We start from the raw sequence: 25,865 nt of genomic DNA, 5'->3' as shown, positions 1-25,865 counted from the left end.
CGGGCGCCTCGCGCGGCGCCGCGCCGGCGACCGCCGCGCCGGCGACCGCCGCTCCCGCGGCCATGCCCACCGTCCGCCCGGGAGCCGTGCCGACGGGCGAGCCCGCCGCGGTCTCCGGCCGCCGCGCCCTGGCCAAGCCGCCGGTGCGCAAGCTCGCCCGCGACCTCGGCGTGGACCTCGACTCCGTCGTGCCGACCGGCCCGGGCGGGATCGTCACCCGCGAGGACGTGCTCGCGCACCAGGCCGCCGCCGAGGCGCGGGTCCTCGCCACCTACCCCGCCGACGACCAGCCCTGGCTCGCGTCCGGCACGGTGTCGCCCGACGGGCGGCAGACCCGGGTCCCGGTGAAGTCGGTCCGCAAACGGACGGCGGAGGCGATGGTGACCTCCGCGTTCACCGCGCCGCACGTCACGGTGTTCCAGACCGTCGACGTCACCCGCACGATGAAGCTCGTGCAGCGGCTCCGGCAGGACAAGGAGTTCGCGGACGTCCGCGTGACCCCGCTGCTGATCGCCGCCAAGGCGCTGCTGCTCGCCGTGCGCCGGCACCCGGACGTCAACGCGTCCTGGGACGAGGCCGCGCAGGAGATCGTCTACAAGCACTACGTGAACCTGGGCATCGCCGCGGCGACCCCGCGCGGGCTCGTGGTGCCGAACATCAAGGACGCGCACCGGCTCGGCCTGCACGACCTGGCCGAGGGCCTCGCCGCGCTGACCTCGACGGCGCGTGCGGGCAAGGTGACGCCGCGCGACATGTCCGACGGCACGATCACGATCACCAACGTGGGCGTGTTCGGCATCGACACCGGCACCCCGATCCTCAACCCGGGCGAGGCCGCGATCCTCGCGTTCGGCGCGATCCGCGAGCAGCCCTGGGTGCACAAGGGGAAGATCAAGGTCCGGCACGTCACGCAGCTCGCGCTGAGCGTCGACCACCGCCTCGTGGACGGCGCGCTCGGCTCGATGGTGCTGGCGGACGTCGCGGCGGTCCTCGAGGACCCGGCGCAGGCGCTGGTCTGGGGCTGAGCTGCCGGCGGGCGCGCCGCGCCCGCCGGCAGCTCAGCCGTCCAGGCGCTCGGCCACCTCGGCCGGGAACCCGCCCGTCGCGACCGGGCCCCAGCGGGTCGGCGTGACCCGGATCAGGCTCTTGCCCTGCACCCGCATGGCGGCCCGGTACTCGTCCCAGTCGGGGTGCTCGCCGGCGATGCACCGGTAGTAGTCGACCAGCGCGTCCTCGGCCTCGGGCATGTGCAGCACCTCGGCGTCGCCGTCGACCTGCACCCAGGCGTCGTTCCAGTCGTCCGACAGCACGAGCACGGACACGCGCGGGTCGCGCTCGGCGTTCACCGTCTTGGCGCGGCCGGGGTACGTCGAGATGACGATGCGGCCCTGGTCGTCGACGCCGCCGCTCACCGGGGAGATCTGCGGGCGGCCGTCGCGCCGCGACGTGGCGAGCAGCAGGTGGTGCCGGGTGCGGACGAAGTCCAGCAGCTCGGGCAGGTCGACGGTCGTGTTCGTCGCGACGGAGCGGGCCATGCCCCGACCCTAGGCCGCGACCGGGCGGGCCGCCGGTCCGGCGCCGCCGGTCCGGCGTCGTCAGTCCGGCGTCGTCAGTCCGACGTCGGCACGTACGCGCCGTCGTGCTCGGCGCGGCTGCCGCCGGTGGCGTGGTCCTGCCACGCGTCGCCGGGCTGCTCGTCGTCCGTGCCCTGCTCCGGCCGGTCACCGCCGAGCGCGACGAGGAGCGCCCGCAGCGCCGGCCCCTCGTCGCCGCCGCGCGCCCGCCACGGCCCCAGCTCCCCGAACACGACGGCCCACGGCAGCAGCGGCCCGAGGTCGGCGGGCTCGTCGAGGTCCGCGAACCGCAGCCAGTCCTTCAGGCCGCGCAGGTCGTCGCGGAGGGCCGCGCCCTCGGCGGTCAGCGGCCGGACCACCTCGCGCCGCCGCCCGAGCAGCGCCGCGAACGCCAGCGAGATCACCACGAACCAGGCGCGGGAGTCCTGCACCGCCAGCGCGACGGCGACGACGGCGAGCGCCACGAGCGCCAGCCGCAGCGGCACCCGCTCGGGGCGCCGCGCCGGGCGGTACCGCAGGCCGAGGTCGAGCACGAGCGCGTTGACCGCGGCCTGCACCTCCCGCACCCGGCCCTCGAGCTCGACGTCGTCGGCCCGCAGCTGCGCGCGGCTCCCGACGTGCGGCTCGGCGCCGACCAGGGCGGCGACGAACGCGCGCTCGACCGGGTCGAGCGCGCGCGGGTCGACGACCTCGACGCGCGCGGGGTCGGCGGGATCGAGCCGGAGAGCGCCCCGGCGCACGAGCTCGGCGACCTGCGCGGTGGCGCTGCGCCGGCGCCACCGGAGCACGTGCGCGCCGACGAGCACGCTCACCCCGGCGGGTGGGACGGGCTGCCGGGGCGGCCAGGTCGGGCGGCTCGGGTCGACGGGCGGCTGCTCCCGGACGATGCGGACGACCTCGATCGCGAAGCCCACGGCGAGGACGACCAGGGCGGGGCCGAGGAGGTCGGGCGACGGTTCCATCGGTCGCAGCCGATCACGCCCGGGTGAACGCGGGGTGTCGGCGCGACGGCGTCCCTGCCGGCCCGGCCCGCCGCGGTCGCTACGCCGCCGCGCCCGCCTCGCGCAGCAGGTCGACGGTGAGCGGCGCGAGCGGCAGCCGCGCGGCCTCGGCCGGCGTCACCCACACCGCCTCGGCGATCTCCGCGGCCGGGACCGCGCCGGTCACGCCGTCCACGGCGAACACGTGCGCCTCGAGGTGGTGGCCGGGCTCGTTCGCGGCGGGCGCGTCCCGGCGGCCGAGGTCCCGGACCCGTGCCGGGTCCACGACGACGGCGAGCTCCTCGCCGATCTCCCGGACCACGGCGGCGCGCGGGTCCTCGCCGGGCTCGATCTTGCCGCCCGCCTGCATGTAGGCGGCGGTGTCCCGCTTGCGGACGAGAAGCCACCGGCCCGCGTCGTCGACGATGACCGCCGCGGCGATCCGGAGGACGGGGTGGGCGTCGGTCACGGCCTCATCCTGCCCCCACCGCGGGGGTGGCCGCCGCCGACGTCCACGCGTCGCCGCGCAGCACGAGGCTGTCGAGCACCCGGACGCCGCAGTGCGCGGCGGCCTCGGCGAGCGCGGCGACCGCCCGGCCGTCGGCGGGGTGCGGGTCCGGGTAATCGAGGTCGTGCCGGTGCGCGAGCGCGAGCGTGACCCCGCCGCGGCGCAGGGTCTCGGCCAGCACCTCGCGCACCGCGAACGGCTCGTCGTGCGCGGCCGCCCCGGGCACGACGACGGCGCCGAGCAGCCGTGCCGCCCGGTCGCCGGCGACCGCCACCACCCGACCGTCCGCCGGCCCGGCGAGCAGCGGGGCCGCGAGCCGGGCGACGTCGGCCGGGGTGCGGACCGTCGCCCGCCGGTCGGTCGACGTGCCGAACCGGCGGGCCAGCGCGAGGGCGGCGACCACGCGGGTGGCCTTGGCGGGGCCGACCCCGGGGGAGCGCAGCAGGGCCGGAGGGTCCTCGTGCGCGAGACCGGCCAGACCGCCGTGCGCCACCAGCAGGTCGCGGGCGGTGTCGAGGGCGCTGGCGCCGCGCCGCCCCGAGCCGAGCAGCAGCGCGACCAGCTCGACGTCCGACAGCGCGTCGGCGCCCAGGCGCAGCATCCGCTCCCGGGGCCGCTGGTCCGGGTCGAGGTCGGCGAGCATCGGGGTCCGCATCTCCTCGACCCTAGGGGCGGCGCGGACGCCGGGGCGGGAGTTGTCCACAGGCACGGCCCGCGGCCCCGGGGTGCCGGCCGACCGGCCTCCGGTTTCCGGTGCGCCCACCGCCGATCGCCGTGGGCGGCGCCGGGAACCGGAGGCGGGGTGCGGCGGGTGATCCGTGCCACCCGTGGCGCACCGGGCGGCCCGTGCGGGTGATGATGGAGCCGTGATCCCCTCCGAGCGCCCGACCCCCGCCCCCGCGCCCGCCCGCCCCGTCCGCGACGTCGGCCGCGCCCGCGTGGCCGCCGCGCCGGCCCCGGCGCCCCGTGCGTTCGCCGCCGTCGCGGCCCTGCTGCTGGCGCTCGCGGCCGTGCTGCTGACCGCAGGCCGCGCCGACGCGCACAACGCGCTGCAGGGCACCGACCCGGCGGACGGGTCGACCGTGGACGCGCCGCCCGCGCGCGTCACGCTGACGTTCGACCAGCCGGCGCAGTCGCTCGGCACCGAGATCGTCGTGCTCGGCCCGGACGGCAGCACCGTGAGCGAGGGGACCGCCGAGCTCGTGGACAACACGGTCTCCCAGGCGCTCGCCGCGGACCTGCCCGCCGGCGCGTACTCCGTCGAGTGGCGGGTCACCTCGGCCGACGGCCACCCGCTGTCCGGCACCCTCGCGTTCACCGCGACGTCCGGGTCCGTGACCGCCGTCCCGGCCGCGCCCGAGACGATCGAGCCGACCGCCGAGCCGACGATGTCGACCCAGGCCGAGGAGCCGTCGTCCGAGGCCACGGTCTCCGCGACGCTCGCGCCGCAGCAGGAGCTCGCCGAGGACGAGGACGCCGGGGTGGCGGCCGGCGTGGTCGCCGCGATCGTCGTGGCCGTGCTGGCCGCGGGCGCGGTCGCCGTGTTCGTGGTCCGCGAGCGCCGCCGGTCGCACGGCACGGGGTCGGCGGGCGGCACCGACGGCTCCGACGGCCCGACCGGCTCCACCGGCGGGGACGGCCGGGCGGAGGGCTGATGGCCCCCGGCGTCGCCGCACCCGCCGGCCCGCGCCCGGCGCGCAGCCCCCGCACCGCGGACGGCGGTCGGCGGCGCCAGGCCGACTGGCTGCGCATCGCCGCGCTCGCCGTCGCGGCCGTGGCCGCGGTCGTCGCGGGCATCGCGTTCACGGGCGCGGCGGCGCCGACCGCCCTGCGCGACCCCGGTGCCCTCGTGCGCTGGGGCCTGCCGATCGCGTCGACCGGAGCCGAGCTCGCCGCGTCCGCGACCCTCGGCGGCCTCGTGCTGCTGGCGACCGTCCTGGTCCGGCGCGACGAGGCGATCGTGCGCGCGGCGTCCGGGATCACGGCCGTGGCGGCCGCGGTGTGGACGCTCACCGCCGTCGTCGAGCTCGTCCTCACCTACGCGAACGTCGCGGGCCTGTCGCCCACCGACCCGGCGTTCGGCGGCGAGCTCGGCCAGTTCGTGACCCAGTTCGAGCTCGGCCGCGTCCTGCTGACGGTCGCGGTGGTGGCGGCGGTCGTCACGGCGCTCGCGCTGATGACCACGTCCCCGCTCGGCGCCGCGTGGACGGCCCTGCTCGTCGTGATCGCCCTGTGGCAGTCGGCGCAGACCGGGCACGCCGCCGGTGCCGCGAGCCACGACCTCGCGACGTCGTCGATGTTCCTGCACCTCGTCGGCGCCGCCCTGTGGATCGGGACGCTCGTGGCGCTGTCCCCGCTGGCGCACCGGCTCGGCGCGGACCTCGCCCCGGCCGTCGCCCGCTTCTCCGCCATCGCCGCGTGGTGCTTCGTCGCCGTCGCGGTGTCGGGGGCGGTCAACTCCGTCATCCGCCTGGGCTCCTGGTCGGACTGGACGACCCGGTACGGCGTGCTGCTGCTGGTCAAGATCGCGCTGTTCGGCGTCCTCGGCCTGCTCGGCCTGGCGCACCGGCGCCGCGTGGTCGGCCGCCTCGCCGGGGACGCGCGCGCCCTCGCCACGTGGCTGTTCTGGCGGCTGGTCCTGGTCGAGCTGACGGTCATGGGCGCCGTGTCGGGCGTCGCCGTCGCGCTGGGCTCGTCGCCGCCGCCCGTGCCGGACGACCCGATCACCGACCCGACCCCGGCCGAGATCGTCACCGGCCACCTGCTGCCGCCCGAGCCGACCACGCTGTCCTGGATCACGCAGTGGCGTTGGGACGTGCTGCTCGCGTCCGCGGCGGTCGCCGGGATCGTCGTCTACCTGCGCTGGGTGCTCCGGCTGCGTCGCCGCGGCGACTCCTGGCCGTGGGCGCGCACCGCGTCCTGGGTCGCCGGGATGGTGCTGTTCTTCTGGACCACCTCCGGCGGGCCGGCGATGTACGGGCACGTGCTGTTCAGCGCGCACATGGTCGAGCACATGATCCTGGCCATGGTGATCCCGGTGCTGCTCGCGCTGTCCGCGCCGGTGACCCTGGCGCTGCGCGCGCTGCCGTCGCGGGGCGGCCGCGCCGGCGCCGGTCGAGGGGCCCCGGACGCCTCACGCGGGCCGCGGGAGTGGCTGCTGGGCCTGGTGCACAGCCGCTGGGGCCGGTTCCTCGCGAACCCGGTCGTCGCCGCGGTGAACTTCGCCGGGTCGATGATCGTCTTCTACTACACCGACGTGTTCCGCTGGGCGCTGACCTCCGAGGTCGGGCACTACGCGATGGTGGTGCACTTCTCGCTCGCCGGGTACCTGTTCGTCAACGCCCTGGTCGGCATCGACCCGGGCCCGAACCGCCCGCCGTACCCCCAGCGGCTGCTGCTGCTGTTCGCGACGATGGCGTTCCACGCGTTCTTCGGCGTCGCGCTCACGACCGGCGACGTGCTCCTCGTCCCCGACTGGTTCGGTCTGCTCGGCCGCGAGTGGGGGCCGTCGGCGATCGTCGACCAGCAGCGCGGCGGCGGTGTCGCGTGGGGCATCGGCGAGCTGCCGACCCTGGCTCTCGCGATCGCCGTGGCGTTCGCGTGGGCGCGGGACGACGAGCGCACCGCGAAGCGCCGGGACCGCAAGGTCGCGCGCGACGGCGACACGGAGATGGACGAGTACAACGCGATGCTCGCGCGGCTGGCGGAGCGGGACGAGGGCAGAGCGCCGAGTTCCCGTGAGGTGCCGCGGGAGCCGTGATAGGACGGCGGGGTGACCGACGCCGCTGAGCCCACGCCCGAGACCACGCCCCCGACCCCGTTCCACGACCTCGACGCCTACGTCGCCCTGCCCCGGATGTCCGGGCTGGCGCTGTCCCCGGACGGCACCCGGCTCGTGACCGCGGTGTCGACGCTCGACGCCAAGCGCACCCGGTACGTCACCGCGCTGTGGGAGGTGGACCCCGAGGGCGTCCGCCCCGCCCGGCGCCTGACGCGGTCCGCGAAGGGCGAGTCCGCCGCCCGGTTCGCCTCGACGGGCGACCTGCTGTTCACCTCGGCCCGCCCCGACGCCGACGCGGACGCGCCCGACGACGAGCCGCCCGCCGCGCTGTGGCTGCTGCCCGCCGACGGGGCCGAGGCGCGCGTGGTCGCGTCGCGGAGGGCCGGCATCGGCGGCGTCGTGGTCGCCGAGGACGCGCCCGTCGTGGTCGTCCCGTCGGACGTGCTGCCGAGCGCCGCCGACGACGCGGAGGACGAGCGGCTGATCGGCGCGCGCAAGGACGCGAAGGTCGCCGCGATCCTGCACTCCTCCTACCCGGTGCGGTACTGGGACCACGACCTGGGGCCGGCGCGGCCGCGGCTGTTCGCGGGTGACCTCACGACGGTCGCGGCGTCGCCCGAGGCCGGGGCCGCCGCGCCGAGGCTCGCGCTGCGCGACCTGGCGCCCGACGCCGGTGCCGCGCTCCAGCACCAGGACGCGGTGCTGTCGCCCGACGGCCGCACGCTGGTGACCTCGTGGGCGCAGCCGGGCGCGCGGGGCACGCTCCGCCAGCAGCTCGTCGCCGTCGACGTCGCCACCGGGACCCGCCGCGTGCTCGTCGACGACCCGACGGCCGACCTGGCCGGCCCGGTGGTCTCGCCGGACTCCCGGCGCGTCGCCTACGTGCGCGAGACGATCACGACGCCGACCGCCGCGCCGCAGGTGCAGCTCTGGGTCGCCGACCTGGACGCCGCCGACGCCGCGCCGCGCCGGGTCGCCGAGGGCTGGGACCGCTGGCCGCACGAGATCGCCTGGACCCGGGACGGCGCGGGCCTGCTGGTCGGCGCGGACCACCTCGGTCGCGGCCCGGTGTTCCACGTCGCGCTCGACTCCGGCGAGGTCACGCAGGTGACCGCCGACGACGCCGTGTTCAGCGACCTGCGGGTCAGCCCGGACGGCGCGACGCTGTACGCGCTGCGCGTGTCCTACGCGGCCCCGTCGCACCCGGTCCGGATCGACCTCGCGGCGGCCCTCGCCGGCGGTGAGCCGGTCGAGGCGGTCGCCCTGCCGGCGCCCGCGCCGCTGCCCGCGCTGCCCGGCACCCTCACCGAGGTGACGACGACCGCCGACGACGGCGCCGAGGTGCGCGCCTGGCTCGTGCTCCCCGAGGGCGCGTCCGCCGCGTCGCCCGCGCCGCTGCTGCTGTGGATCCACGGCGGCCCGCTCAACTCCTGGAACGCGTGGTCCTGGCGGTGGAACCCCTGGATCATGGCCGCCCGCGGCTACGCCGTCCTGCTGCCCGACCCGGCGCTGTCGACCGGCTACGGCCAGGACTTCGTGCAGCGTGGCTGGGGCGCCTGGGGCGCGGCGCCGTACACCGACCTCATGGCGATCACCGACGCCACGGTCGCGCGCGCGGACGTCGACGAGACCCGCACGGCCGCGATGGGCGGCTCGTTCGGCGGCTACATGGCCAACTGGGTCGCGGGGCACACCGACCGGTTCCGGGCGATCGTCACGCACGCCAGCCTGTGGGCGCTCGACCAGTTCGGCCCGACGACGGACCACTCCTTCTACTGGGAGCGGGAGATGACGCCGGAGATGGCACTGGCGAACTCCCCGCACCTGTCGGTCGAGAAGATCGTCACCCCGATGCTCGTCGTGCACGGCGACAAGGACTACCGGGTGCCGATCGGCGAGGGCCTGCGGCTCTGGTACGAGCTGCTGTCGAGGTCCGCGCTCGCGGCCGACGAGAACGGCGAGACCCCGCACCGGTTCCTGTACTTCCCGGACGAGAACCACTGGGTGCTCAGCCCGCAGCACGCGAAGGTCTGGTACCAGGTGGTCGACGCGTTCCTCGCGGAGCACGTGCTCGGGCTCGGCGGCGAGGAGCTCCCGCCGCTGCCCGAGGTCCTGGGCTGAGGGCGTCGCCCGGGCCGCGCCCGCCGCGCGGCCCGGGCACCACCGCGCCGAACCACCCGCCCGGGCGTACCGCTCGGCGCGCGGAACTGCGGGTTCGCCGCCAGACTCGGTCCCGGAGCACCGGGCACCCCCGCCCGGGCCGGGAAGGAGTCCGACCATGGGCATCGGCGGCGGCATCGCCCTGATCGTCATCGGCGCGATCCTCGCGTTCGGCGTCAGCGACAACCTCGCGAACGTGGACCTCACGGTCATCGGCTACATCTGCATGGGCGCGGGCGTGCTCGCGCTGATCCTCGCGCTGGTGCTCAACAGCCAGCGGGCGCACACCTCGCACCGCGAGGAGGTCGTCGAGCGCTACGAGGGCCGCACCCCGCCCCCGGCGGCCTGACCCACCCGACCACGACGCGGCCCCCGGGACGATCCGGGGGCCGCGTCGTGTTCACTACTCCTGTGACCACCAGCAGCACCCGCCTCCCGAAGGTCCGCGCGTCCGAGCTCGTCGGCCGCGGCTGGCTCAACACCGGCGGCCAGGACGTCGCGCTCGCGGACCTCCGCGGCAAGATCGTCCTCCTCGACTTCTGGACGTTCTGCTGCATCAACTGCCTGCACGTGCTCGACGAGCTCCGCGAGCTCGAGGAGCAGTACCGCGACGTGCTGGTGATCGTCGGGGTGCACTCGCCGAAGTTCGTGCACGAGGCCGACCCGGTCGCGCTCGCCGCCGCCGTCGAGCGGTACGAGGTGCACCACCCCGTGCTGGACGACCCCGAGCTGGTCACGTGGTCCGCGTACACCGCCCGCGCCTGGCCGACGCTGGTCGTCATCGACCCCGAGGGCTACATCGTCGCCCAGATGGCGGGCGAGGGGCACCAGAGCAACGTCGAGCGCCTGGTCCGCGACCTGGTCGCCGAGCACGACGCCAAGGGCACGCTGCACCGCGGCGGCGGCCCGTACGTCCCGCCGGAGCCCACCGCGGGCACGCTGCGGTTCCCCGCGAAGGCCGTGGCGCTGCCGGGCGGCACGCTGCTGGTCGCCGACGCCGGGCACCACTCGCTCGCCGAGCTGGCCGCGGACGGCGAGACCCTGGTGCGCCGGATCGGGTCGGGAGAGCGCGGCCTCGTCGACGGCGGCCCGGACGAGGCGCGGTTCAGCGAGCCCAACGGCCTGACGCTGCTGCCCGAGGACGTCGCCGCCGAGGCGGGCTACGACGTGCTGGTGGCCGACACCGTGAACCATGCACTCCGGGGCGTGCGGCTGTCCGACGGCGCCGTCACCACCGTCGCCGGGACCGGGGTGCAGTACCTGGTCGGCGAGCCGACCGTGCCGTCCCCGCTGCCCGGCCGCACCGACCTGTGGCGGGCCGGCGGGGCGCGCGCCGCGACGTCGGTGCCGCTGTCCTCGCCGTGGGACGTCGTCTGGTCGCCGCAGACCGGCACCGCGCTGGTCGCGATGGCCGGCAACCACCAGCTCTGGGCGTTCGACCCGCGGGACGGCGTGGTCGAGCCCGTCGCCGGCACCATGAACGAGGGCCTGACCGACGGCGACCCGCGCGAGGCGTGGTTCGCGCAGACGTCCGGCACGGCGCTCGCCGCCGACGGCCGGGTGTGGCTGGCGGACTCCGAGGTGTCGGCGCTGCGCTGGATCGACCCGGGCACGCCGGCGGCGGCCCCGGCCTCGGCCGCGGCGGAACCGGCGGCCGGCGGGTTCGCGGGCCTGGTCGGGGCCGGCGCCGCGCTCGCCGTCGCGCGCACCGCGCCCACCGGCCCGGCGGACGCCTGGTCGGGTGCGGTCGTGGGCACCGCCGTCGGTGCGGGCCTGTTCGACTTCGGCCACCGGGACGGCGCGGCCGACCAGGCGCTGCTGCAGCACCCGCTCGGCGTGGCGGTGCTGCCCGACGGCTCGGTCGTCGTCGCGGACACCTACAACGGCGCGGTCCGCCGCTGGGCGCCCGCGGCCGACGGCGACGGCCCCGGCGAGGTCAGCACCCTGGCGACCGGGCTGGCCGAGCCGAGCGGGATCGTCGTGCAGGCCGATGCCGAGGCGGGCGGCGTCACGCTGCTCGTCGTCGAGTCGGCCGCCCACCGCCTGACCCGGATCGCGCTCCCGGCGACGCTGGCGGGCGAGGTGCTCGACGCCGGCGCGCACCGGACCCAGCGCCCGGTCACCGACATCGCCCCGGGCGAGCTGGCGCTGGACGTGGTGTTCACCCCGGCCGCCGGGCAGAAGTACGACGACCGGTTCGGGCCCTCGACGATGCTGCGGGTGTCGGCGACCCCGGCGGAGCTGCTGCTCGACGGCGCCGGCGACGACGTGCCGCTGACCCGCACCCTGCGGATCAACCCCGAGGTCGCCGAGGGCGTCCTGCACATCACCGCCCGCGCGGCGAGCTGCGACGCGGACCCGGCGATCGAGTTCCCGGCGTGCCACCTCAACTCGCAGGACTGGGGCGTCCCGGTCCGCGTGACCGCGGGCGCGCCGGCGGACCTCTCCCTCCCGCTGCACGGCTGACGCGCCGGGCGGGCCCGCGCCCGCCGCGCCCGCCGCGCTCGCCGCGCTCGCCGAGCGAGCAACCGACACGTCGAGCGAGTACCCGCTGGGTACTCGCTCGACGTGTCGAGTACCCCCTCGGCGGCGTCAGGAGGCGCCCAGGACCGCCAGCGAGAGCAGGGTCTGGAGCGTGGTCGTGACCGTGCGGTCGTCCGGGAGGGTCGACTCGACCGTGACCGACCACGGCGCCCGGCGGAGCTCCACCTGGCGCACGCCCGACACGTGCAGCGACGCCGTGCCGCCGCGCGCGACCACCACCGGGTCGCCGCCGTCGTGGCGCTGCACGGACCAGCCCGAGCCGCCCATCGCCTCGGTCGCGGCGGAGGCCAGGGCGCACAGCCGGGACAGCGGGGCCGGGCCGGTGGCCGACAGCGCCGTCACCGAGGCGGCCACGGTGCGGCCGAGCACCGCCCCCGGGTCGTCGGCGCGGTACTGCCGGGCCCGGGCCGCGGCGTGGCTGCGCTTGGCGTGGTACTGCGCGGCGTCGGCCCGGCGGAACAGCGACCGCGGCGTGGGCGCCGCCCCGAGCGAGCCGCGCGCCGAGGACGCGATGCCGTAGGACAGGGAGGCGCCGAACGGCAGGGCGCTGTCGCCCACCGTCGCGTCCATCACCTGCACGACCGTGGTCCGCGGGATCCCCGAGGTCACGACGCAGAACTCGTCGCCGCCGATCCGCGCGACCGTCGAGCCCGGGAGGCCCCCGCCCGCGCGGCGCAGCACCCCCGCCACGCTCCGCAGCAGCTCGTCGCCGGCGTCGTGGCCGAGCTCGTCGTTCACGCGCTTCAGCCCGTCGACGTCGCACATGACGATGCACGTCTCGTCGCCCGAGTCGATCGCCGCCTGCGCCGCCTCGTCGGCCACCCGGCGCGTGCTCAGGCCGGTCAGCGCGTCGTCGGACACCAGGTGCCGCACCTGCTCCGCGAGGTCGAGCCGCGCGACCTGCGCCCCGAGCAGCGCGCCCAGGACCTCGCCGCGGGCGGCGTCGTCCGGTGTGAACACGGGGGCGCGCTCGTCGCGCACCGCGCACAGCACGCCCCAGAGGTCGCCGTTGACGACGACGGGCGCGACGAGCGCGGGCCGCGGCCGGGCGGGGTCGTCGCCGGGCGCGGACAGCCACGTCTCGCGCCGCCGCACGAGGGCGCGCACGGCGTCGCCGTCGCGGAGCGCCTCCTCGGCGGCGGGCAGCTCGTCGGTGGGCTCGGCGGCGAGGACGTGCCAGTCGTCCTGCTCGAGCCGGGCGACGGCGGCCACCTCGACGTCGAGCAGGTCGCGGGCGGCGACCACGGCGGCCTCGTGCACCTCGCCGAGCGAGGCGGCGGCCCCGAGGCGGTGCGCGAGCAGCGCGAAGTGCCGGGCGTCGTCCCCGTCACCGCGGGGCGCGCTCGTCCGGGCCGGCGGCGGGGCGTCGGTCACCGGGACATCATCGCGTGTCGGGCTCCCGCCCACACGCGGGCGCACCGCGGGTCCTCCGTGCGGGTGAACGCGCGCCTCAGGCGGGCACGGCCTCCGGCTCGAGCGCGCCGGTCGCGGCCCGCTCGCCGGCGCCGACGGCGCGGAGCACGAACAGGACGGTCGACTCGATCGCCCGCTCGCGGGCCGGCTGGTCGTCGGGCAGGCCGCGGCTGCTCAGGCAGGCGTTGACCAGGGACACCGTCGTGCCCAGGTCCTGCTCGGGGAACGCGCCGGACTCGATGCCGGCGGACAGCACGCGGCGCAGCATGGCCTCGACCAGCACGACGTGCTCGCGGACGCGCTGCTGCGTGCTGCGCGACAGCACCGACCGCAGATCCGGTCCCGGGGCGAGGTGGTAGTCGCGCTTCAGCTCGCACTGCGCCCGGACGAAGGCGCGCAGCTGCTCGGTCGGGTCGTCGATGCCGGCGAGCTCGGCCTCCAGCGCGGCCACGTACTGCTCGGTCTCGTGCATGATGAAGCCGACGAGCATCGACTCCTTGTCGGCGAAGTGGTTGTACACCGCCGTGCGGCCGACGCCGGCCGCCTGGGCGATGTCGGCGAGGGTGATCGAGTCGAACCCGCGCTCGGCCATCAGCCGGGACAGCGCGCCGAACAGGCGCAGCCGCGTCTGCTCCCGGTGCTCGTGCAGCGAGCCGCCGATGATCTTGGGCATGCTGACATGATCGCACGACCTGTCAGCATCGCGGGCGCCGCCGTGTGTGGGACGCGTGCAGGTGCGGGGCGGGGAGCGCGGGTCAGGCGGGGCGGTGCGCCTCGGCCAGCGCGGCGAACAGGGCGCGGTTGTGCCGGAACGCGGCGCGGGCCTCGTCGACCACCGCGGCCCGCTCGGCCTCCGTGAGGTCGAGCGCGTCGACCCGCGCGCGGTACAGGTCCTTGAACGGCTTGGGCTTCGGGATCGCGGGGAACGCGTAGAAGCCGACGCCCTCGTCCGCGACCGCGTAGTGCCGCTGCACCATCCGGCCGATGACCTGCCCGCCCGAGAGGTCGCCGAGGTACCGGGTGTACGCGTGCGCGACGTAGGGGCCGACGTCCGCGCCGCCCGCGCGGATGGCGGCGGCGTAGGCCGCCGTGGCGGGCAGCGGCACGGCGCGCTCGCGCCAGCCCGGCCCGGCGAGGTGTGCGAGGTCCGCCTCGATCGCCGGGACGCGGCTCAGCTCGTCGAAGACGACCCCGGCGCCCGCGGGGGTGCGGCGCACCAGCTCGCCGACCTCCTCCAGGGCCACGTAGACGGCGTGCAGCTGGAGCGCGAGGTCGACGTACGCCGCCGTCGTGAGCCGGCCGCCCAGGAGGTCCTCGACGAACGACGAGCCCTCGGCGGCCTCGTGCTCGGGGCGGGTCCCCTCGCGCAGCAGGAGCGACAGCGGGGTGGCCGCGGCCGCGGCCTCGGCGGCCGGGTCGTGGGCGCGCGGCGCGGCGGCGGGCAGGTCCTGCGTGGTGGTCATGTCTGCTCCCGGGGGCGCGCGGATGCCGTCGAGATGACGACGCGTCAGAACGTACCGCACCAAGTAAGGATTGCCTACCCTCCCTCGATGCTTGCACCAGGCGGCGCCCGCCCGGACGGCTGGTCCCGGACGTCCCCCGGCAGCGACTCGCGCGGGTTACCGTGCGTGACGTGACCGCCGCGACGCCCCCGGAACCCGACGCCGACCCCGACGACTACCGCCCCGCCGACCCGGACGCCAAGGACTGGACCTGGGTGATCGCCGAGCGCTGCCCCGAGTGCGGGTTCGCCGGCACCGACGTGGCCGGCCCGGACATCGCCGGCACGGTGCACGACCTGGTGCCGCGGTGGCGTGCCGCGCTCAACCGCCTGGACGTCCGGGACCGCCCGGCGCCCGGCGTGTGGTCGACGCTCGAGTACGGCGCGCACGTGCGGGACGTGCACCGGGTGTTCGCCGAGCGGCTGCGGCTGATGCTGGCCGAGGACGACCCGCTGTTCGCCAACTGGGACCAGGACGCCACCGCCGCCGAGGAGCGCTACGACCGGCAGGACCCGGGCCGCGTCGCGGACGAGCTGGCCGACGCCGCGGCCGCGCTCGCGGCGGAGTTCGCCGCGGTGCGCCCCGACCAGTGGGACCGCGCGGGCCGCCGGTCGAACGGGTCCTCGTTCACGGTCACGACGCTCGGGCAGTACTTCCTGCACGACGTGGTGCACCACCTGCACGACGTCCGGGCCTGACCGCCCGGCCGCGGAGACGCGGCGAGGCCCCTCGGACGCTTACTCCGAGGGGCCTCGATCCGGGGACGACGCTACGGGCCGGTGGGCTCGGCGGGACGCAGGCGCGCCGGACCCGCCCCTGACGGTCGCGAGACCGCACCGTCGTCCACAGATTCTGTGCACAACCCTGTGAACACCGCATGATCCTGCAGGTGACGCTGTGGACAACATGTGCACCCGGCGGTGGACGAGAATTCCCCGACGCAGACCCTTGCGGCCGTCGTCGCGGGGGGTCTAGAACTCTTCCAACGACCTCGACGGACGCACCGACCACCGCAGGGAGACCCGCCTCGACGGGTGCCCGGCGGGGCGGAGCCGGCGGGGCCGGGACCGGAGGGAGAACGACGGACCACCTCGGCGGGGCGACCCGGCGAGCTGCGGATGACGACGCAGAGGCCCGCTAGGACCCCGAGGGTCGGATCGTCGCCGTCCCGCCCGCGGCTGGTGCCCCCCGAGGTCGCCGCCGGGTGCCGGGGCGGAGCCGCACCGTCAGAGCGGCCGCCGGTCCCCGATCCGTCGGGGGCATAGGGACGACGATCGGGGAGGGCCCCTCGGACGCTTACTCCGAGGGGCCCTTCTCCGTGCCCGGGCTCGGTTACCCACAGGGTGGTCGGGGTTGTCCACACGTCGTCGTCCCCCGAACGGCCGCTCCGACCACCCGAGAGGGCGATATGTCGTGCTCTGTCCACAGGAGTTGTCCCCACCTTGTGCATGAGCCCGTGGATCGAGCGGGGGACCGGCGCCGCGACCTGTGGACGCGGTGTGCACGCGCGGTGCACGGCTGGGGATCGGCACTCGTCGGCGCGGGTCCTTCCTGGGGACGGGCGCCGTCAGGGCAGCAGGCGCAGCTTCCCGACGAGCCGGTCGACCCGGTTCCGCGGCCCGACGATGCTCAGGGCCAGGTAGTCGTGGTCGTCGACCGGCCGCTCCGCCATCGCCGCCAGGTACTCCCCGTACACGCGGATCTGCTGGGCGATGGCGGGCATGTCCGCCACGTGCACGCCGGGTGCCGCCGCGGCCTTCGCGCGCAGCTCCGCGAGCGTTGCCCGGGGAGCGCCCAGCACGGTGCAGCCGGTCCAGGGCAGGCCGGTGTGCACGTCGCCGCCGGCGTCGGACGCGGTGGGGCCCATGAGACCCGGGACGCCGGTCGCGGTGGCGGCGGTGACGCAGGCGACGGCGTTGGCGGCGCGGCCCGGCTCGAGCGCCTCGTCGACGACCACGACCCACTTGAGCCGGGCGGAGCGCGTCGGCTCGTCCAGGCGGATCTCGTCGGGCGCGAAGCCGACGGCCGGCGCCGCGGCGGGGCTGGGGTCGACGGCGGAGCCGGGGGCCGGCTCGGTGGCGGGGGGAGCGGCGCCGGGGCTGGTGGCGGCGGGCGCGGGGGACACGGTCACGACGACCTCCCGGGGGACGGCGCCACGGACGGTCCGTGGCGGTCGTCGTTCGACGACGAGTGGTGACGCTAGGCACCGGTACGGCACCTGTCCACGGTCGCCGTACGACGTACGGCTATGGTGGGCGAATGGCCGATCTCGACGCACTCGACACGGCGATCCTGCGCGAGCTGCAGGCAGACGCACGGCGGACCAACCGCGACGTCGCGGCCGCCGTGGGCGTCGCGCCCACCACCGCGCTCGACCGGACGCGGGCGCTGCGCGAGCGCGGGGTGATCCGCGGCGCGACGCTCGACGTCGACCTCGCCGCGATCGGGCGGCCGGTCCAGGCGCTCGTCGCCGTGCGGATCCGGCCGCCGACCCGCCGCAACATCGAAGGCTTCCGCGCCTGGGTGGTGGCGCTGCCCGAGACGCTCGGGGTGTTCGTCACGACCGGCACCGAGGACTTCCTCGTCCACGTGGCGGTGCCGGACAACGAGGCGCTCTACGGGTTCGTGATCGACCGGCTCACCGAGCGCCCGGAGGTCGTCGACGTGCGCACCTCGGTCGTGTTCGAGCACCTGCGCAAGCGCAGGGTCGACCCCGCCCCGGGTGCGGCGCGGTCAGCGCGCGGGGGCGGCGAGGGCGCCCGTGGGCGGTGAGTCGTCGGTGCCGGCGGCACCCGCGGTGCCGGCAGCGCCCGCGCCGCCGACGGCACCCGCGACCCTCGTCGGCGGACCTGTGACCGCGACCCGCGCCCGGGCGGTCCCCGGCGGCGCCGTCGCGGCCCTCGCCGCCGGCCGCGGCACCGGCGGCCGCCGCCCGGTCAGACCGACCCGGAGCCGGTGCGCGATCGTCTCGGCGTGCGTGACGAGGTCCTGGTAGCGCTCCGAGGACCGGGTGTCGAAGCGCAGCTCGACGGCCTCGCTCGCCCCGGCCGGGAACACTGTCCAGATCACCTCGTGGCGCAGCACGCCGTGGCTCCGGAGCGCCACGACCGCCTGGCCCGCCGGCAGCTCCCGCAGGGACGCGGTGTGGTACGTGATGCGGGTGGCCGTGTGCCGGGACCGCGCGATCTTGCGCTGCACCCGGTGCAGGTAGGCGGCGGCCGCGTCGGCCCCGACGGGGACCTCGACCAGGATCTCGCACGCGAGCCCCGCGACGACGTCGCCGGTGGGTTCCGGCACCCACGCGCCGGCGCGGACGTGGCGGGCGTTCAGGCCGACCACGGCGCGGTCCACGGCCTCGAGCGCCGAGCGCAGCCGGGCCACCGCGACCGGGCCGCCGGCGAGGTCGGCCGCGAACCGCCGGGCGACCCGCGGGGCGTCGCCGGGTCGCCACCCGCACCACCGCGGAGGCAGCCGCAGGTCGATGCGGGAGATCTCGTGCTTCATGCGGTCCTTCCGTCGGGCTGGCCCTGGGAAGGTAGGCGGGGGTCGAGTGACCCCCCGGACGTTGAGTAGGGGGAATCACTCAGAGCAGGTGGTGACCCGCAAGGCGGCCGACCGCGCGGGTCGCGGCGGGAACGGCGAAGGGCCAGGCGCGGCGGTGCCGGCCTGGCCCTCTCGGGAGAGCGGGTGACGGGAATCGAACCCGCGCTATCAGCTTGGGAAGCTGAAGTTCTACCATTGAACTACACCCGCGTGACCGTCCCCGGCTGCTCGAGCCGGGCGGTCGACACGCCCCCACGAGGGGAGCGCGCGTCCAGCATAGCGGCTCCGGACGCCCGCACACGCAGACGCCCGGAGCGCGCGTCACGCGTCGTCAGACGGTGACCTCCACCCGCACGGTGCTGCCCGCGGGCGCGTAGGGCACGGTCGACCCCTCGACCGGGACCCCGTCCACGACCAGCCGCCCGCGCGCGCCCGGCGCGCCGGCGTTGGTCACGGTGATCTCGTACCGGGCGCCGCGGGCGACCCGGGTGACGCCGAACGACGGCACGTCCGGCCCGATCTGCGGGTCGACCACCAGGCCGTCGTGCTCCGGCCGGACGCCCAGCAGGTACTGGGAGACGGCGACGAAGTTCCACGCCGCGGTGCCGGTGAGCCAGGAGTTCTTGGCCTCGCCGTGCCGCACCGCCTCCTTGCCCGCGATCATCTGCGCGTACACGTACGGCTCGAGCCGGTGCACGTCGGAGATGTCCTCGCGGTAGGCCGGGGTGATCCGGCGGTAGTAGTCGAACGCCTGCTCGCCGCGGCCGAGGACGGTCTCGCCGATGATCACCCACGGGTTGTTGTGGCAGAAGATGCCGCCGTTCTCCTTGTAGCCCGGCGGGTAGGTGGACACCTCGCCGAGCTCGATCTGGTAGCTCGTGTAGGCGGGCGACTGCAGGACCATGCCGTGCGGCGTCGCCAGGTGCTCGCGCACCGAGTCGAGCGCGCGCACCGCGGGGGAGGCGGGGTCGGCCGGGTTCTCCGGGTCGACGCCGATGCCGGCCATGACCGCGAAGCCCTGCGGCTCGATCCAGATCTTGCCCTCGGGCGACGCGTCGGTGCCGACCGGGTTGCCGTAGAAGTCGTAGGCGCGCAGGAACCACTCGCCGTCCCAGCCGTGCTCCAGCACCGCGGTCCGCATGGCCTCGATCTCGGTGCGCGCGCGAGCCGCGACGTCGGCCAGGCCGCGGCGCTCGGCGAGCTCGGCGTACTCGGGGCCGATGTGCACGAACATCGCGGCGATGAACACCGACTCCGCGACCCCGCCGGCCTGGTTCTCGGTCGTCTGGAACGACTCGCCCGGCTCGGTGGAGAAGCAGTTGAGGTTGAGGCAGTCGTTCCAGTCGGCGCGGCCGATGAGCGGCAGGCCGTGCGGGCCGCGGTTCGCGACCGTGAACTCGAACGACCGGGTCAGGTGCTCGAACAGCGGCACCTCGGAGCCGGGCTCGTTGTCGAACGGCACCGGCTCGTCGAGGATCCCCCAGTCGCCGGTCTCCTTGATGTAGGCGGCGACGCCGAGGATCAGCCACAGCGGGTCGTCGTTGAAGCCCGACCCGATGTCGTTGTTCCCGCGCTTCGTCAGCGGCTGGTACTGGTGGTACGCGGAGCCGTCGGGGAACTGGGTCGACGCGATGTCGATGATCCGCTGCCGGGCGCGCTCCGGGACCAGGTGCACGAAGCCGAGCAGGTCCTGGTTCGAGTCGCGGAAGCCCATGCCGCGGCCGATGCCGGTCTCGAAGTACGACGCCGACCGGGACATGTTGAACGTGACCATGCACTGGTACTGGTTCCAGATGTTGACCATCCGGTCGAGCTTCGGGTCCGTGCTCGTCACCGAGTAGGTGGACAGCAGGTCGGTCCACGACGTCCGCAGCGCCTCGAAGGCGGCGAGCGTCTGCTCGGTGGTGGCGAACCGGGACAGCAGGGCGTGCGCGCGCTCGCGGTTCACGCGCTGCATCGCCGGGACGCCCGCGGCCTCGTCGGCGGGCGCCCACTTCTCGTCGTGCGGGTTCTCGACGTAGCCCAGCACGTAGGTCAGCGACCGGCTCTCGCCCGGGGCGAGCGTGACGTCGACCTGGTGCGAGCCGATCGGGTACCAGCCGGACGCGATCGAGCCGCTGGCCCGGCCGGCGTGCGGCACGGCCGCCTCGCCGAGCCCGTTGTACGGGCCGGTGAAGGAGTCCCGGTCGGTGTCGAACCCGTCGGCGCGGGTGTTCACGCCGTAGACCGCGTAGTGGTCCCGGCGCTCGCGGTACTCGGTCTTGTGGAAGATCGCCGAGCCGTGCGGGCCGTCCAGCTCCACCTCGACCTCGGCGAGCGACAGGTTGCGCTGGTAGTTCGTCTGGTCGTCCTGGGCGTTCCACAGGCAGAACTCGACGAACGAGAACAGGCTGACCGTCTTCTCCGCGGCGGAGGTGTTGGTCAGCGTGACGTGCTGGACCTCGGCGGTCTCGCCGAGCGGCACGAAGAACAGCGTCTCGACCCGCAGGCCGCCGCGCTCGCCCGTGATGCGGGAGTAGCCCAGGCCGTGCCGCGCCTCGTAGTGGTCGAGCTCGGCCTTGACCGGCAGCCAGCCCGGCGTCCAGACGTCGCCGCCGTCGTGCACGTAGAAGTACCGGCCGCCCTCGTCGGCGGGGATGTTGTTGTACCGGTAGCGCGTGAGGCGGCGCATCTTCGCGTCCCGGTAGAACGAGTAGCCGCCGCCGGTGTGCGAGAGCAGCGAGAAGAACTCCTCCGAGCCGAGGTAGTTGATCCACGGGTACGGGGTCCGCGGCGTCGTGATGACGTACTCGCGTGCCTCGTCGTCGAAGTGGCCGTACCGCATCGTCGCGCCTTCCGGTCGTCTGTGGGGGCCGCTGCGGGAGCGCTCCCACGCGGCGTGCGTCGGTCAGCGTAGCGCACGGTCGAAGCGCTTCCGGCGGGCCGTGGTCCCACGCCGGCCGAGCATCCCGCGGACCCGGAGCGGAGGTCGTGGCGTAGTCCTGGGCGCGTGGCGGGGAGTGGCGCCGTCGCGCGTCTGCGCTCGTCGCCGACGTCGTGGACGTCTAGGCGTGCGTAGGGCCCGAGCGCTCTGTCCTCCGGACAGGGTCTCGGGCCCTCGACTTCCACGAGGATCAGCTCCCCGGGCGATAGCGGCACTCTAGCGAAGCAGCGTCCGGGGACGGAAGCCCGATCTCGTCGGCCCCGCCGACCCCGGTACCGTGGTCCCGTGCTGCTCTCCGACCGCGACATCACCGCCGAGCTCGACGCCGGCCGGGTGGTCCTCGACCCCCACGACCCCGCGATGGTGCAGCCGTCGAGCGTCGACGTCCGTCTCGACCGGTTCTTCCGGCTGTTCGACAACCACAAGTACGCGGTCATCGACCCGTCCCAGGACCAGCCCGACCTCACGCGGCTGGTGGAGGTCGACGGCGACGAGCCGTTCGTGCTGCACCCCGGCGAGTTCGTCCTGGGCTCCACGTTCGAGCAGGTCACGCTCCCCGACGACATCGCCGCGCGCCTGGAGGGCAAGTCCTCGCTCGGCCGGCTCGGCCTGCTCACGCACTCGACGGCGGGGTTCATCGACCCGGGCTTCTCGGGGCACGTGACCCTGGAGCTGTCGAACGTCGCGACGCTGCCGATCACGCTGTGGCCCGGCATGAAGATCGGGCAGATGTGCTTCTTCCGGCTGTCGTCGCCGGCCCTCGCCCCGTACGGCTCGGGCGCCACCGGCTCCCGGTACCAGGGCCAGCGCGGCCCGACCGCCTCGCGCTCGTGGCAGCACTTCCACCGCACGCAGGTCTGACCCCGTCGTGACCGCGTCGCTGCCGCCGCTGCCCGAGGTGCCCGCCGCCGCGGGCGTGACGCCGCCGCCCGGGCGGCACCTGCTGGTGCTGCCCGAGGGGGTCGCGCCCGACGAGGTCGACGTGCTGGCCAGCAGCCGGTTCCCCGCCGCGCGGTGGGAGCGCCCGCCGCGGGTGCCCTCCGGCCGGCGCGCGTCCGGCGCGAGCCGCGCGCCCGCGCCCGCGGCCACGCCCGGTGTGCTGCGGCTCGGGCGGCTGTCGACCCTGACGGGGCCGTTCGCGCTGGAGCCCGCGCAGCTCGCCCGCTGGGGGCTGCCGTCCGACGCGCGGGTCGCCTGGGTCGTCGACTGCCCGCGCGAGCGCGCCGAGCAGCCCGCGTTCGGCGGGGACCGGGACGGTCTGCGCCGCGCGTTCGGGACCGCCGGACCGGTGCGGGAGGAGCAGCGCGTCGTGCTGTGGCTCGTCGCGGTGGCCCGCCGGCTCGGCGGCGCGCTGCGCGTCGACACCGGCGTGGTGCTCGAGCCGGACATGGACGCGGCGCTCGACCTCACCGTGCTCAGCGACCGCTGGGTGGAGCCCGAGACGGTGCTCGCCGCCGCGCACCGCGTGTCGTCCCGCGCCGCGCTGGACGTGCCGAGCGCCCCCGACCCCCGGAGGGCCTCGCCGCAGCAGGCCGGCGCCGCGCTCGCGGCCCGGGACCGGGTGGGCGCGGGCGTCGCCGACGCCGAGGAGCGCCGCCGGCTGCACGCCGAGGCCGACGCCTTCGACGCGCACATGCGCGAGAACCCGCCGGCCGCCGAGGCGTTCGGCCTGCAGGTCGACCTCGGCGTCGACGGCATCGTGGTCGTCGAGGTGGCCGCCGAGGCCGAGGTGCCGCTGGTGCTGGCGGCGGTCGACTGGGCGCAGGGCGAGGTCGTCGCGTACCGGGTGCGGTGGGAGGCGCCGGACGTCGAGCAGCTGGAGTCCGAGCGGCCGTCGCTCCCGCACCGGGTCGCGCGCGGCCGCGCGGCGCGGGTGGTGCGCGGGGTCGCGCGCGAGGTGCACGCCGAGGTGGGCGGGGAGATCGCCGACATGGCGGGCTTCCTGGTGGACCCCGCCGACCTCTGACCCCGGGGCCGACGGCACCGCGCGGGAAGCGCTCCCTGTTGCGACCCTCCCGACCCCGGCTGACGATGGACGCGGGTCGACGCCCGCCGGTCTCCACACCGGCGGGCGTCGCCTTTCGCATTCACCGCCCAGGACGGAGGACGCCGCATGGCCGACCAGTACACGTTCCAGGACCCGATCGCGCAGTACCCGATGCCCGAGCCGCCGGAGCAGAGCCAGGACGGGCCCGGCCTCGACGCCGACCTGCAGCCGCTCGCCGACCACGGCCAGGACACCTACCGCGGGTCCGGCCGCCTCGAGGGCCGGAAGGCGATCGTCACCGGCGGCGACTCCGGCATCGGGCGCGCCGTCGCCATCGCGTTCGCCCGGGAGGGCGCCGACCTCGTGCTGTCGTACCTGCCCGAGGAGCAGGAGGACGCCGAGCACGTGGCGCAGCTGGTCCGCGACGCCGGCCGGAAGGTCGTGCTCGCCCCCGGTGACGTCGCCGACCAGGCCTACAGCCGGTCGCTGGTGCGCACGGCGCTCGACGAGCTCGGCGGCCTGGACACGCTCGCGATCATCGCCGGGCGCCAGCAGTACGTGGAGGACATCACCGAGCTGACCCCGGAGTCGTTCGACGAGACCTTCAAGACGAACGTCTACGCCCTGTACTGGCTGGTCCAGGAGGCGGTGCCGCACCTGCCTAAGGGCTCCAGCATCATCACGACGTCGTCGATCCAGGCGTACCAGCCGGCCCCGATCCTGGTCGACTACGCCACGACGAAGGCCGCCATCAACACGATCTCGAAGGCGCTCGCCGGACAGCTCGCGCCGAAGGGGATCCGGGTCAACGTCGTGGCACCGGGGCCGATCTGGACCCCGCTGCAGACCGCGGGCGGCCAGCCGCCGTCGGCGCTGCCGGAGTTCGGGCAGCAGACGCCGTACGGCCGCGCGGGCCAGCCGGCCGAGCTCGCCCCGGCGTACGTCTACCTGGCTTCCCAGGAGTCCAGCTACGTCAGCGGCGAGACGCTGAACGTCAACGGGGGGATGCCGACCCCGTGACGGCGAGCCGCGCATGACGGAGCAGCCGGGCCTCGAGAACCTGGACGGCGACGCCGGCACGCGCACGGAGGGGTCGGGCCACGCGGCGGCGGACGAGCCGCGGGACCCGACCCCCCGCACCGGCGGCTACGCCGACCTGCGCGCCTACGCGGTGCTCGGGGACGGGCGGACCGTCGCGCTGGTCGCGGACGACGGCCGGGTGGACTGGTTCCCGGTCCCCGACCTGGACACGCCGCCGACGTTCGCCGCGCTGCTGGACGCGGACGCCGGCGGCTACGTCGAGCTCGCGCCGACGGTGCCCTACCGACTGCGCCGGCAGTACGTCGTCGGCACGAACGTGCTGGTCACGACGTACGACACCGCGGACGGGCAGGCACGGGTCACGCAGGCGATGAACACCGGCGTCGCGGGGCGGCTGCCGTGGAGCGAGCTCGCCGCGCGGGTGGAGGGCCTGTCGGGTTCCGTGCCGATGGCCTGGCGCGTCGCGCCGGGGACCGTGCTCGGCACGGCGTCGCCGTGGGTGCAGCGGACGGTCCAGGGCCCCGTGCTGCGGGTCGACGGCGTGACGCTCACCGTGCGCACGCTCGGCGAGATGACGACGGTCGTCGACGACCAGGCCTGCACGGGTGCGTTCGAGGCGACCGCCGGGTCGCGGCACCTCGTCGCGGTCGCCGGCACCGAGCGCGAGCCGGTCATGCTGCCCGACCCCGAGGACGTCGACCGCGGCATCGACCGGACGGTCGACAACTGGCGCGCCTGGACCCGCGAGTTCCACTACGACGGGCCGTGGGGCAAGGCGGTGCAGCGCAGCGCGCTCGCGCTCAAGCTGCTGCTGCACGAGCCGACCGGCGCCATCGCCGCGGCGGGCACGACCTCGCTGCCCGAGAGCCTGGCGGGCGGCAAGAACTGGGACTACCGGTACGCGTGGGTCCGGGACGCCGCGTACACGCTGGACGCGTGGATCGGCTTCGGCCTGCGCGAGGAGGTGCACGCCGCCATCTCGTGGACGCTGCGCACCCTGCGCGAGCACGGGATCCGGATCTTCTTCGGGCTCGACGGCGCGCTGCCGCCGGAGCCGGAGCGCCACGACGTGCCGGGCTGGCGGGGGATCGGCCCCGTCGTCACCGGGAACCGCGCGGACGGCCAGCTGCAGCTCGGCGTCTACGGCGACGTCCTCGCGGTGGTCCGCGGGTACGTCGACGCGGGGAACCTGCTCGACGCCGAGACCGGCCGGCTGCTCGCCGCGGTCGCCGACGAGGCCGCCGACGCCTGGCACCGCCCCGACGCCGGCATGTGGGAGCTGACCGAGGAGCGGCACTACACGTCGTCCAAGCTCGGCTGCTGGCAGGCGCTGCAGTGCGCGGTGCACCTGGCCGAGCTCGGGCAGATCCCCGGCGAGCCCGACCGCTGGCGCGCCGAGGCGGACCGGATCGCCCGCTGGGTCGACGAGCACTGCTGGTCCGAGGAGCGCGGCGCCTACGTGATGCACCCCGGCTCCGACGCACTCGACGCGTCCGTGCTGCTGCACGCGCGCAGCGGGTTCGACACCGGTGAGCGCATGAGCCGCACCGTCGACGCCCTGCGCGCCGAGCTCGGCTCCGGCCCGCTGCTGCACCGGTACACCGGCATGCCCGAGGAGGAGGGCGCGTTCGTCGCGTGCGCGTTCTGGGGCGTGGCCGCGCTGGCGCTCGTCGGGCGGACCGACGAGGCGGCGCAGTGGATGGGCGAGCTGCTCGACCTCGCGAACGACGTCGGCGTGTGGCCGGAGATGATCGACCCGGCGACCGGCGACTTCCTCGGCAACCTGCCGCAGGCGCTGAGCCACCTCGCGCTGGTGCAGGCCGCGCTCACCCTGGCGCCCGCGCTGCGCGACGTCCCGCCGCGCGACGACCCGCCGCGCGACGACAGCGACGCGGCGGGCTGACCCGCT

General features: G+C 76.0%; 22 protein-coding genes and 1 tRNA gene. 12 read left to right on the top strand and 11 right to left on the bottom strand.

Going from position 1 to position 25,865, the window contains the following annotated elements; genetic code table 11:
* A partial coding sequence (locus J5O08_RS13480; protein WP_218707398.1) for a dihydrolipoamide acetyltransferase family protein occupies window positions 1-1,025 on the top strand: 1,025 nt, incomplete at its 5' end.
* Window positions 1,026-1,058: 33 nt separating this feature from the next.
* Here the strand turns inward: J5O08_RS13480 and J5O08_RS13475 are convergent.
* From J5O08_RS13475 to J5O08_RS13460, 4 genes are all read right to left on the bottom strand, one after another.
* A complete protein-coding gene (locus tag J5O08_RS13475; protein ID WP_218707397.1) occupies window positions 1,059-1,535 on the bottom strand; it encodes a PPOX class F420-dependent oxidoreductase in 477 nt (158 codons plus the stop codon).
* Between the two features lie 74 nt (window positions 1,536-1,609).
* On the bottom strand, window positions 1,610-2,536 hold the full coding sequence (locus J5O08_RS13470; protein WP_218707396.1) for a DUF2207 domain-containing protein: 927 nt from the start codon (window positions 2,534-2,536) through the stop codon (window positions 1,610-1,612).
* Between the two features lie 79 nt (window positions 2,537-2,615).
* Window positions 2,616-3,023, bottom strand: coding sequence for an NUDIX domain-containing protein (locus tag J5O08_RS13465; protein ID WP_218707394.1), 408 nt, complete (start codon window positions 3,021-3,023; stop codon window positions 2,616-2,618).
* A gap of 4 nt (window positions 3,024-3,027) precedes the next feature.
* Entirely contained in the window at window positions 3,028-3,717 is a 690-nt protein-coding gene (locus J5O08_RS13460) for a UPF0758 domain-containing protein (RefSeq protein ID WP_218707392.1), read from the bottom strand.
* A 211-nt stretch (window positions 3,718-3,928) separates the two neighbouring features.
* On the opposite strand from J5O08_RS13460, the gene J5O08_RS13455 reads away from it, so the two are divergent.
* The 5 genes from J5O08_RS13455 (at window position 3,929) to J5O08_RS13435 (ending at window position 11,469) form a co-directional block, all read left to right on the top strand.
* Window positions 3,929-4,717: a copper resistance CopC family protein gene (locus J5O08_RS13455; RefSeq protein WP_218707390.1), complete on the top strand. Its 789-nt coding sequence runs from the start codon at window positions 3,929-3,931 to the stop codon at window positions 4,715-4,717.
* Entirely contained in the window at window positions 4,717-6,822 is a 2,106-nt protein-coding gene (locus J5O08_RS13450) for a cytochrome c oxidase assembly protein (RefSeq protein WP_218707389.1), read from the top strand. Before J5O08_RS13455 ends, J5O08_RS13450 begins: the two co-directional genes overlap by 1 nt.
* A gap of 96 nt (window positions 6,823-6,918) precedes the next feature.
* Window positions 6,919-8,964, top strand: coding sequence for an alpha/beta fold hydrolase (locus J5O08_RS13445; protein WP_218707403.1), 2,046 nt, complete (start codon window positions 6,919-6,921; stop codon window positions 8,962-8,964).
* A gap of 157 nt (window positions 8,965-9,121) precedes the next feature.
* Entirely contained in the window at window positions 9,122-9,352 is a 231-nt protein-coding gene (locus J5O08_RS13440; protein ID WP_217616156.1) for a DUF6458 family protein, read from the top strand.
* Between the two features lie 62 nt (window positions 9,353-9,414).
* On the top strand, window positions 9,415-11,469 hold the full coding sequence (locus J5O08_RS13435; RefSeq protein WP_218707388.1) for an NHL domain-containing thioredoxin family protein: 2,055 nt from the start codon (window positions 9,415-9,417) through the stop codon (window positions 11,467-11,469).
* Window positions 11,470-11,595: 126 nt separating this feature from the next.
* Here J5O08_RS13435 and J5O08_RS13430 read toward each other — a convergent pair whose 3' ends face one another.
* The 3 genes from J5O08_RS13430 to J5O08_RS13420 all read right to left on the bottom strand — a co-directional run bounded on the left by J5O08_RS13430 (window position 11,596) and on the right by J5O08_RS13420 (window position 14,423).
* Complete coding sequence (locus J5O08_RS13430; protein WP_246854928.1) at window positions 11,596-12,921, bottom strand: diguanylate cyclase; 1,326 nt, start codon at window positions 12,919-12,921, stop codon at window positions 11,596-11,598.
* Between the two features lie 76 nt (window positions 12,922-12,997).
* On the bottom strand, window positions 12,998-13,633 hold the full coding sequence (locus tag J5O08_RS13425) for a TetR/AcrR family transcriptional regulator (protein ID WP_218707386.1): 636 nt from the start codon (window positions 13,631-13,633) through the stop codon (window positions 12,998-13,000).
* An 82-nt stretch (window positions 13,634-13,715) separates the two neighbouring features.
* A complete protein-coding gene (locus J5O08_RS13420) occupies window positions 13,716-14,423 on the bottom strand; it encodes a heme oxygenase (biliverdin-producing) (RefSeq protein WP_218707385.1) in 708 nt (235 codons plus the stop codon).
* 170 nt (window positions 14,424-14,593) lie between these two features.
* Here J5O08_RS13420 and J5O08_RS13415 point away from each other — a divergent pair, with 170 nt between their 5' ends.
* Complete coding sequence (locus tag J5O08_RS13415) at window positions 14,594-15,160, top strand: DinB family protein (RefSeq protein WP_218707384.1); 567 nt, start codon at window positions 14,594-14,596, stop codon at window positions 15,158-15,160.
* A gap of 869 nt (window positions 15,161-16,029) precedes the next feature.
* Here the strand turns inward: J5O08_RS13415 and J5O08_RS13410 are convergent.
* The gene (locus tag J5O08_RS13410) at window positions 16,030-16,593 is read right to left on the bottom strand and encodes a DUF2000 domain-containing protein (RefSeq protein ID WP_308281610.1); all 564 of its coding nucleotides are present in this window, start codon (window positions 16,591-16,593) and stop codon (window positions 16,030-16,032) included.
* A 128-nt stretch (window positions 16,594-16,721) separates the two neighbouring features.
* Here J5O08_RS13410 and J5O08_RS13405 point away from each other — a divergent pair, with 128 nt between their 5' ends.
* On the top strand, window positions 16,722-17,234 hold the full coding sequence (locus tag J5O08_RS13405; protein WP_217616162.1) for an Lrp/AsnC family transcriptional regulator: 513 nt from the start codon (window positions 16,722-16,724) through the stop codon (window positions 17,232-17,234).
* Here the strand turns inward: J5O08_RS13405 and J5O08_RS13400 are convergent.
* From J5O08_RS13400 to J5O08_RS13390, 3 genes are all read right to left on the bottom strand, one after another.
* Window positions 17,196-17,966, bottom strand: coding sequence for a hypothetical protein (locus tag J5O08_RS13400; RefSeq protein WP_218707383.1), 771 nt, complete (start codon window positions 17,964-17,966; stop codon window positions 17,196-17,198). The genes J5O08_RS13405 and J5O08_RS13400 overlap by 39 nt on opposite strands.
* A 178-nt stretch (window positions 17,967-18,144) precedes the next feature.
* A tRNA-Gly gene (locus tag J5O08_RS13395) sits at window positions 18,145-18,215 on the bottom strand.
* Window positions 18,216-18,336: 121 nt separating this feature from the next.
* Window positions 18,337-20,829 carry a GH36-type glycosyl hydrolase domain-containing protein gene (locus J5O08_RS13390; protein ID WP_218707382.1) on the bottom strand — a complete coding sequence of 831 codons (2,493 nt, stop codon included), beginning with the start codon at window positions 20,827-20,829 and terminating at the stop codon, window positions 18,337-18,339.
* Window positions 20,830-21,213: 384 nt separating this feature from the next.
* Between J5O08_RS13390 and dcd the strand changes: the two genes are divergently transcribed.
* The 4 genes from dcd (at window position 21,214) to J5O08_RS13370 (ending at window position 25,859) form a co-directional block, all read left to right on the top strand.
* Window positions 21,214-21,789 (top strand): dCTP deaminase, encoded by a 576-nt coding sequence (gene dcd / locus J5O08_RS13385; protein WP_147795220.1) that lies wholly within the window; start codon window positions 21,214-21,216, stop codon window positions 21,787-21,789.
* Between the two features lie 7 nt (window positions 21,790-21,796).
* Window positions 21,797-22,894, top strand: a complete 1,098-nt coding sequence (locus J5O08_RS13380; RefSeq protein ID WP_308281609.1) for a hypothetical protein — start codon at window positions 21,797-21,799, stop codon at window positions 22,892-22,894.
* A gap of 147 nt (window positions 22,895-23,041) precedes the next feature.
* Complete coding sequence (locus tag J5O08_RS13375) at window positions 23,042-23,935, top strand: SDR family oxidoreductase (protein ID WP_147795221.1); 894 nt, start codon at window positions 23,042-23,044, stop codon at window positions 23,933-23,935.
* 13 nt (window positions 23,936-23,948) lie between these two features.
* Window positions 23,949-25,859: a glycoside hydrolase family 15 protein gene (locus J5O08_RS13370; RefSeq protein ID WP_218707381.1), complete on the top strand. Its 1,911-nt coding sequence runs from the start codon at window positions 23,949-23,951 to the stop codon at window positions 25,857-25,859.
* Window positions 25,860-25,865: the final 6 nt, after the last annotated feature.

The sequence above is a fragment of the Cellulomonas sp. PS-H5 genome, assembly GCF_019265565.1.
In the GTDB taxonomy this organism is placed as follows: domain Bacteria; phylum Actinomycetota; class Actinomycetes; order Actinomycetales; family Cellulomonadaceae; genus Cellulomonas.
Note: the sequence above shows the minus strand (reverse complement) of the source record. Positions and strands in the feature narration are given on the sequence as shown.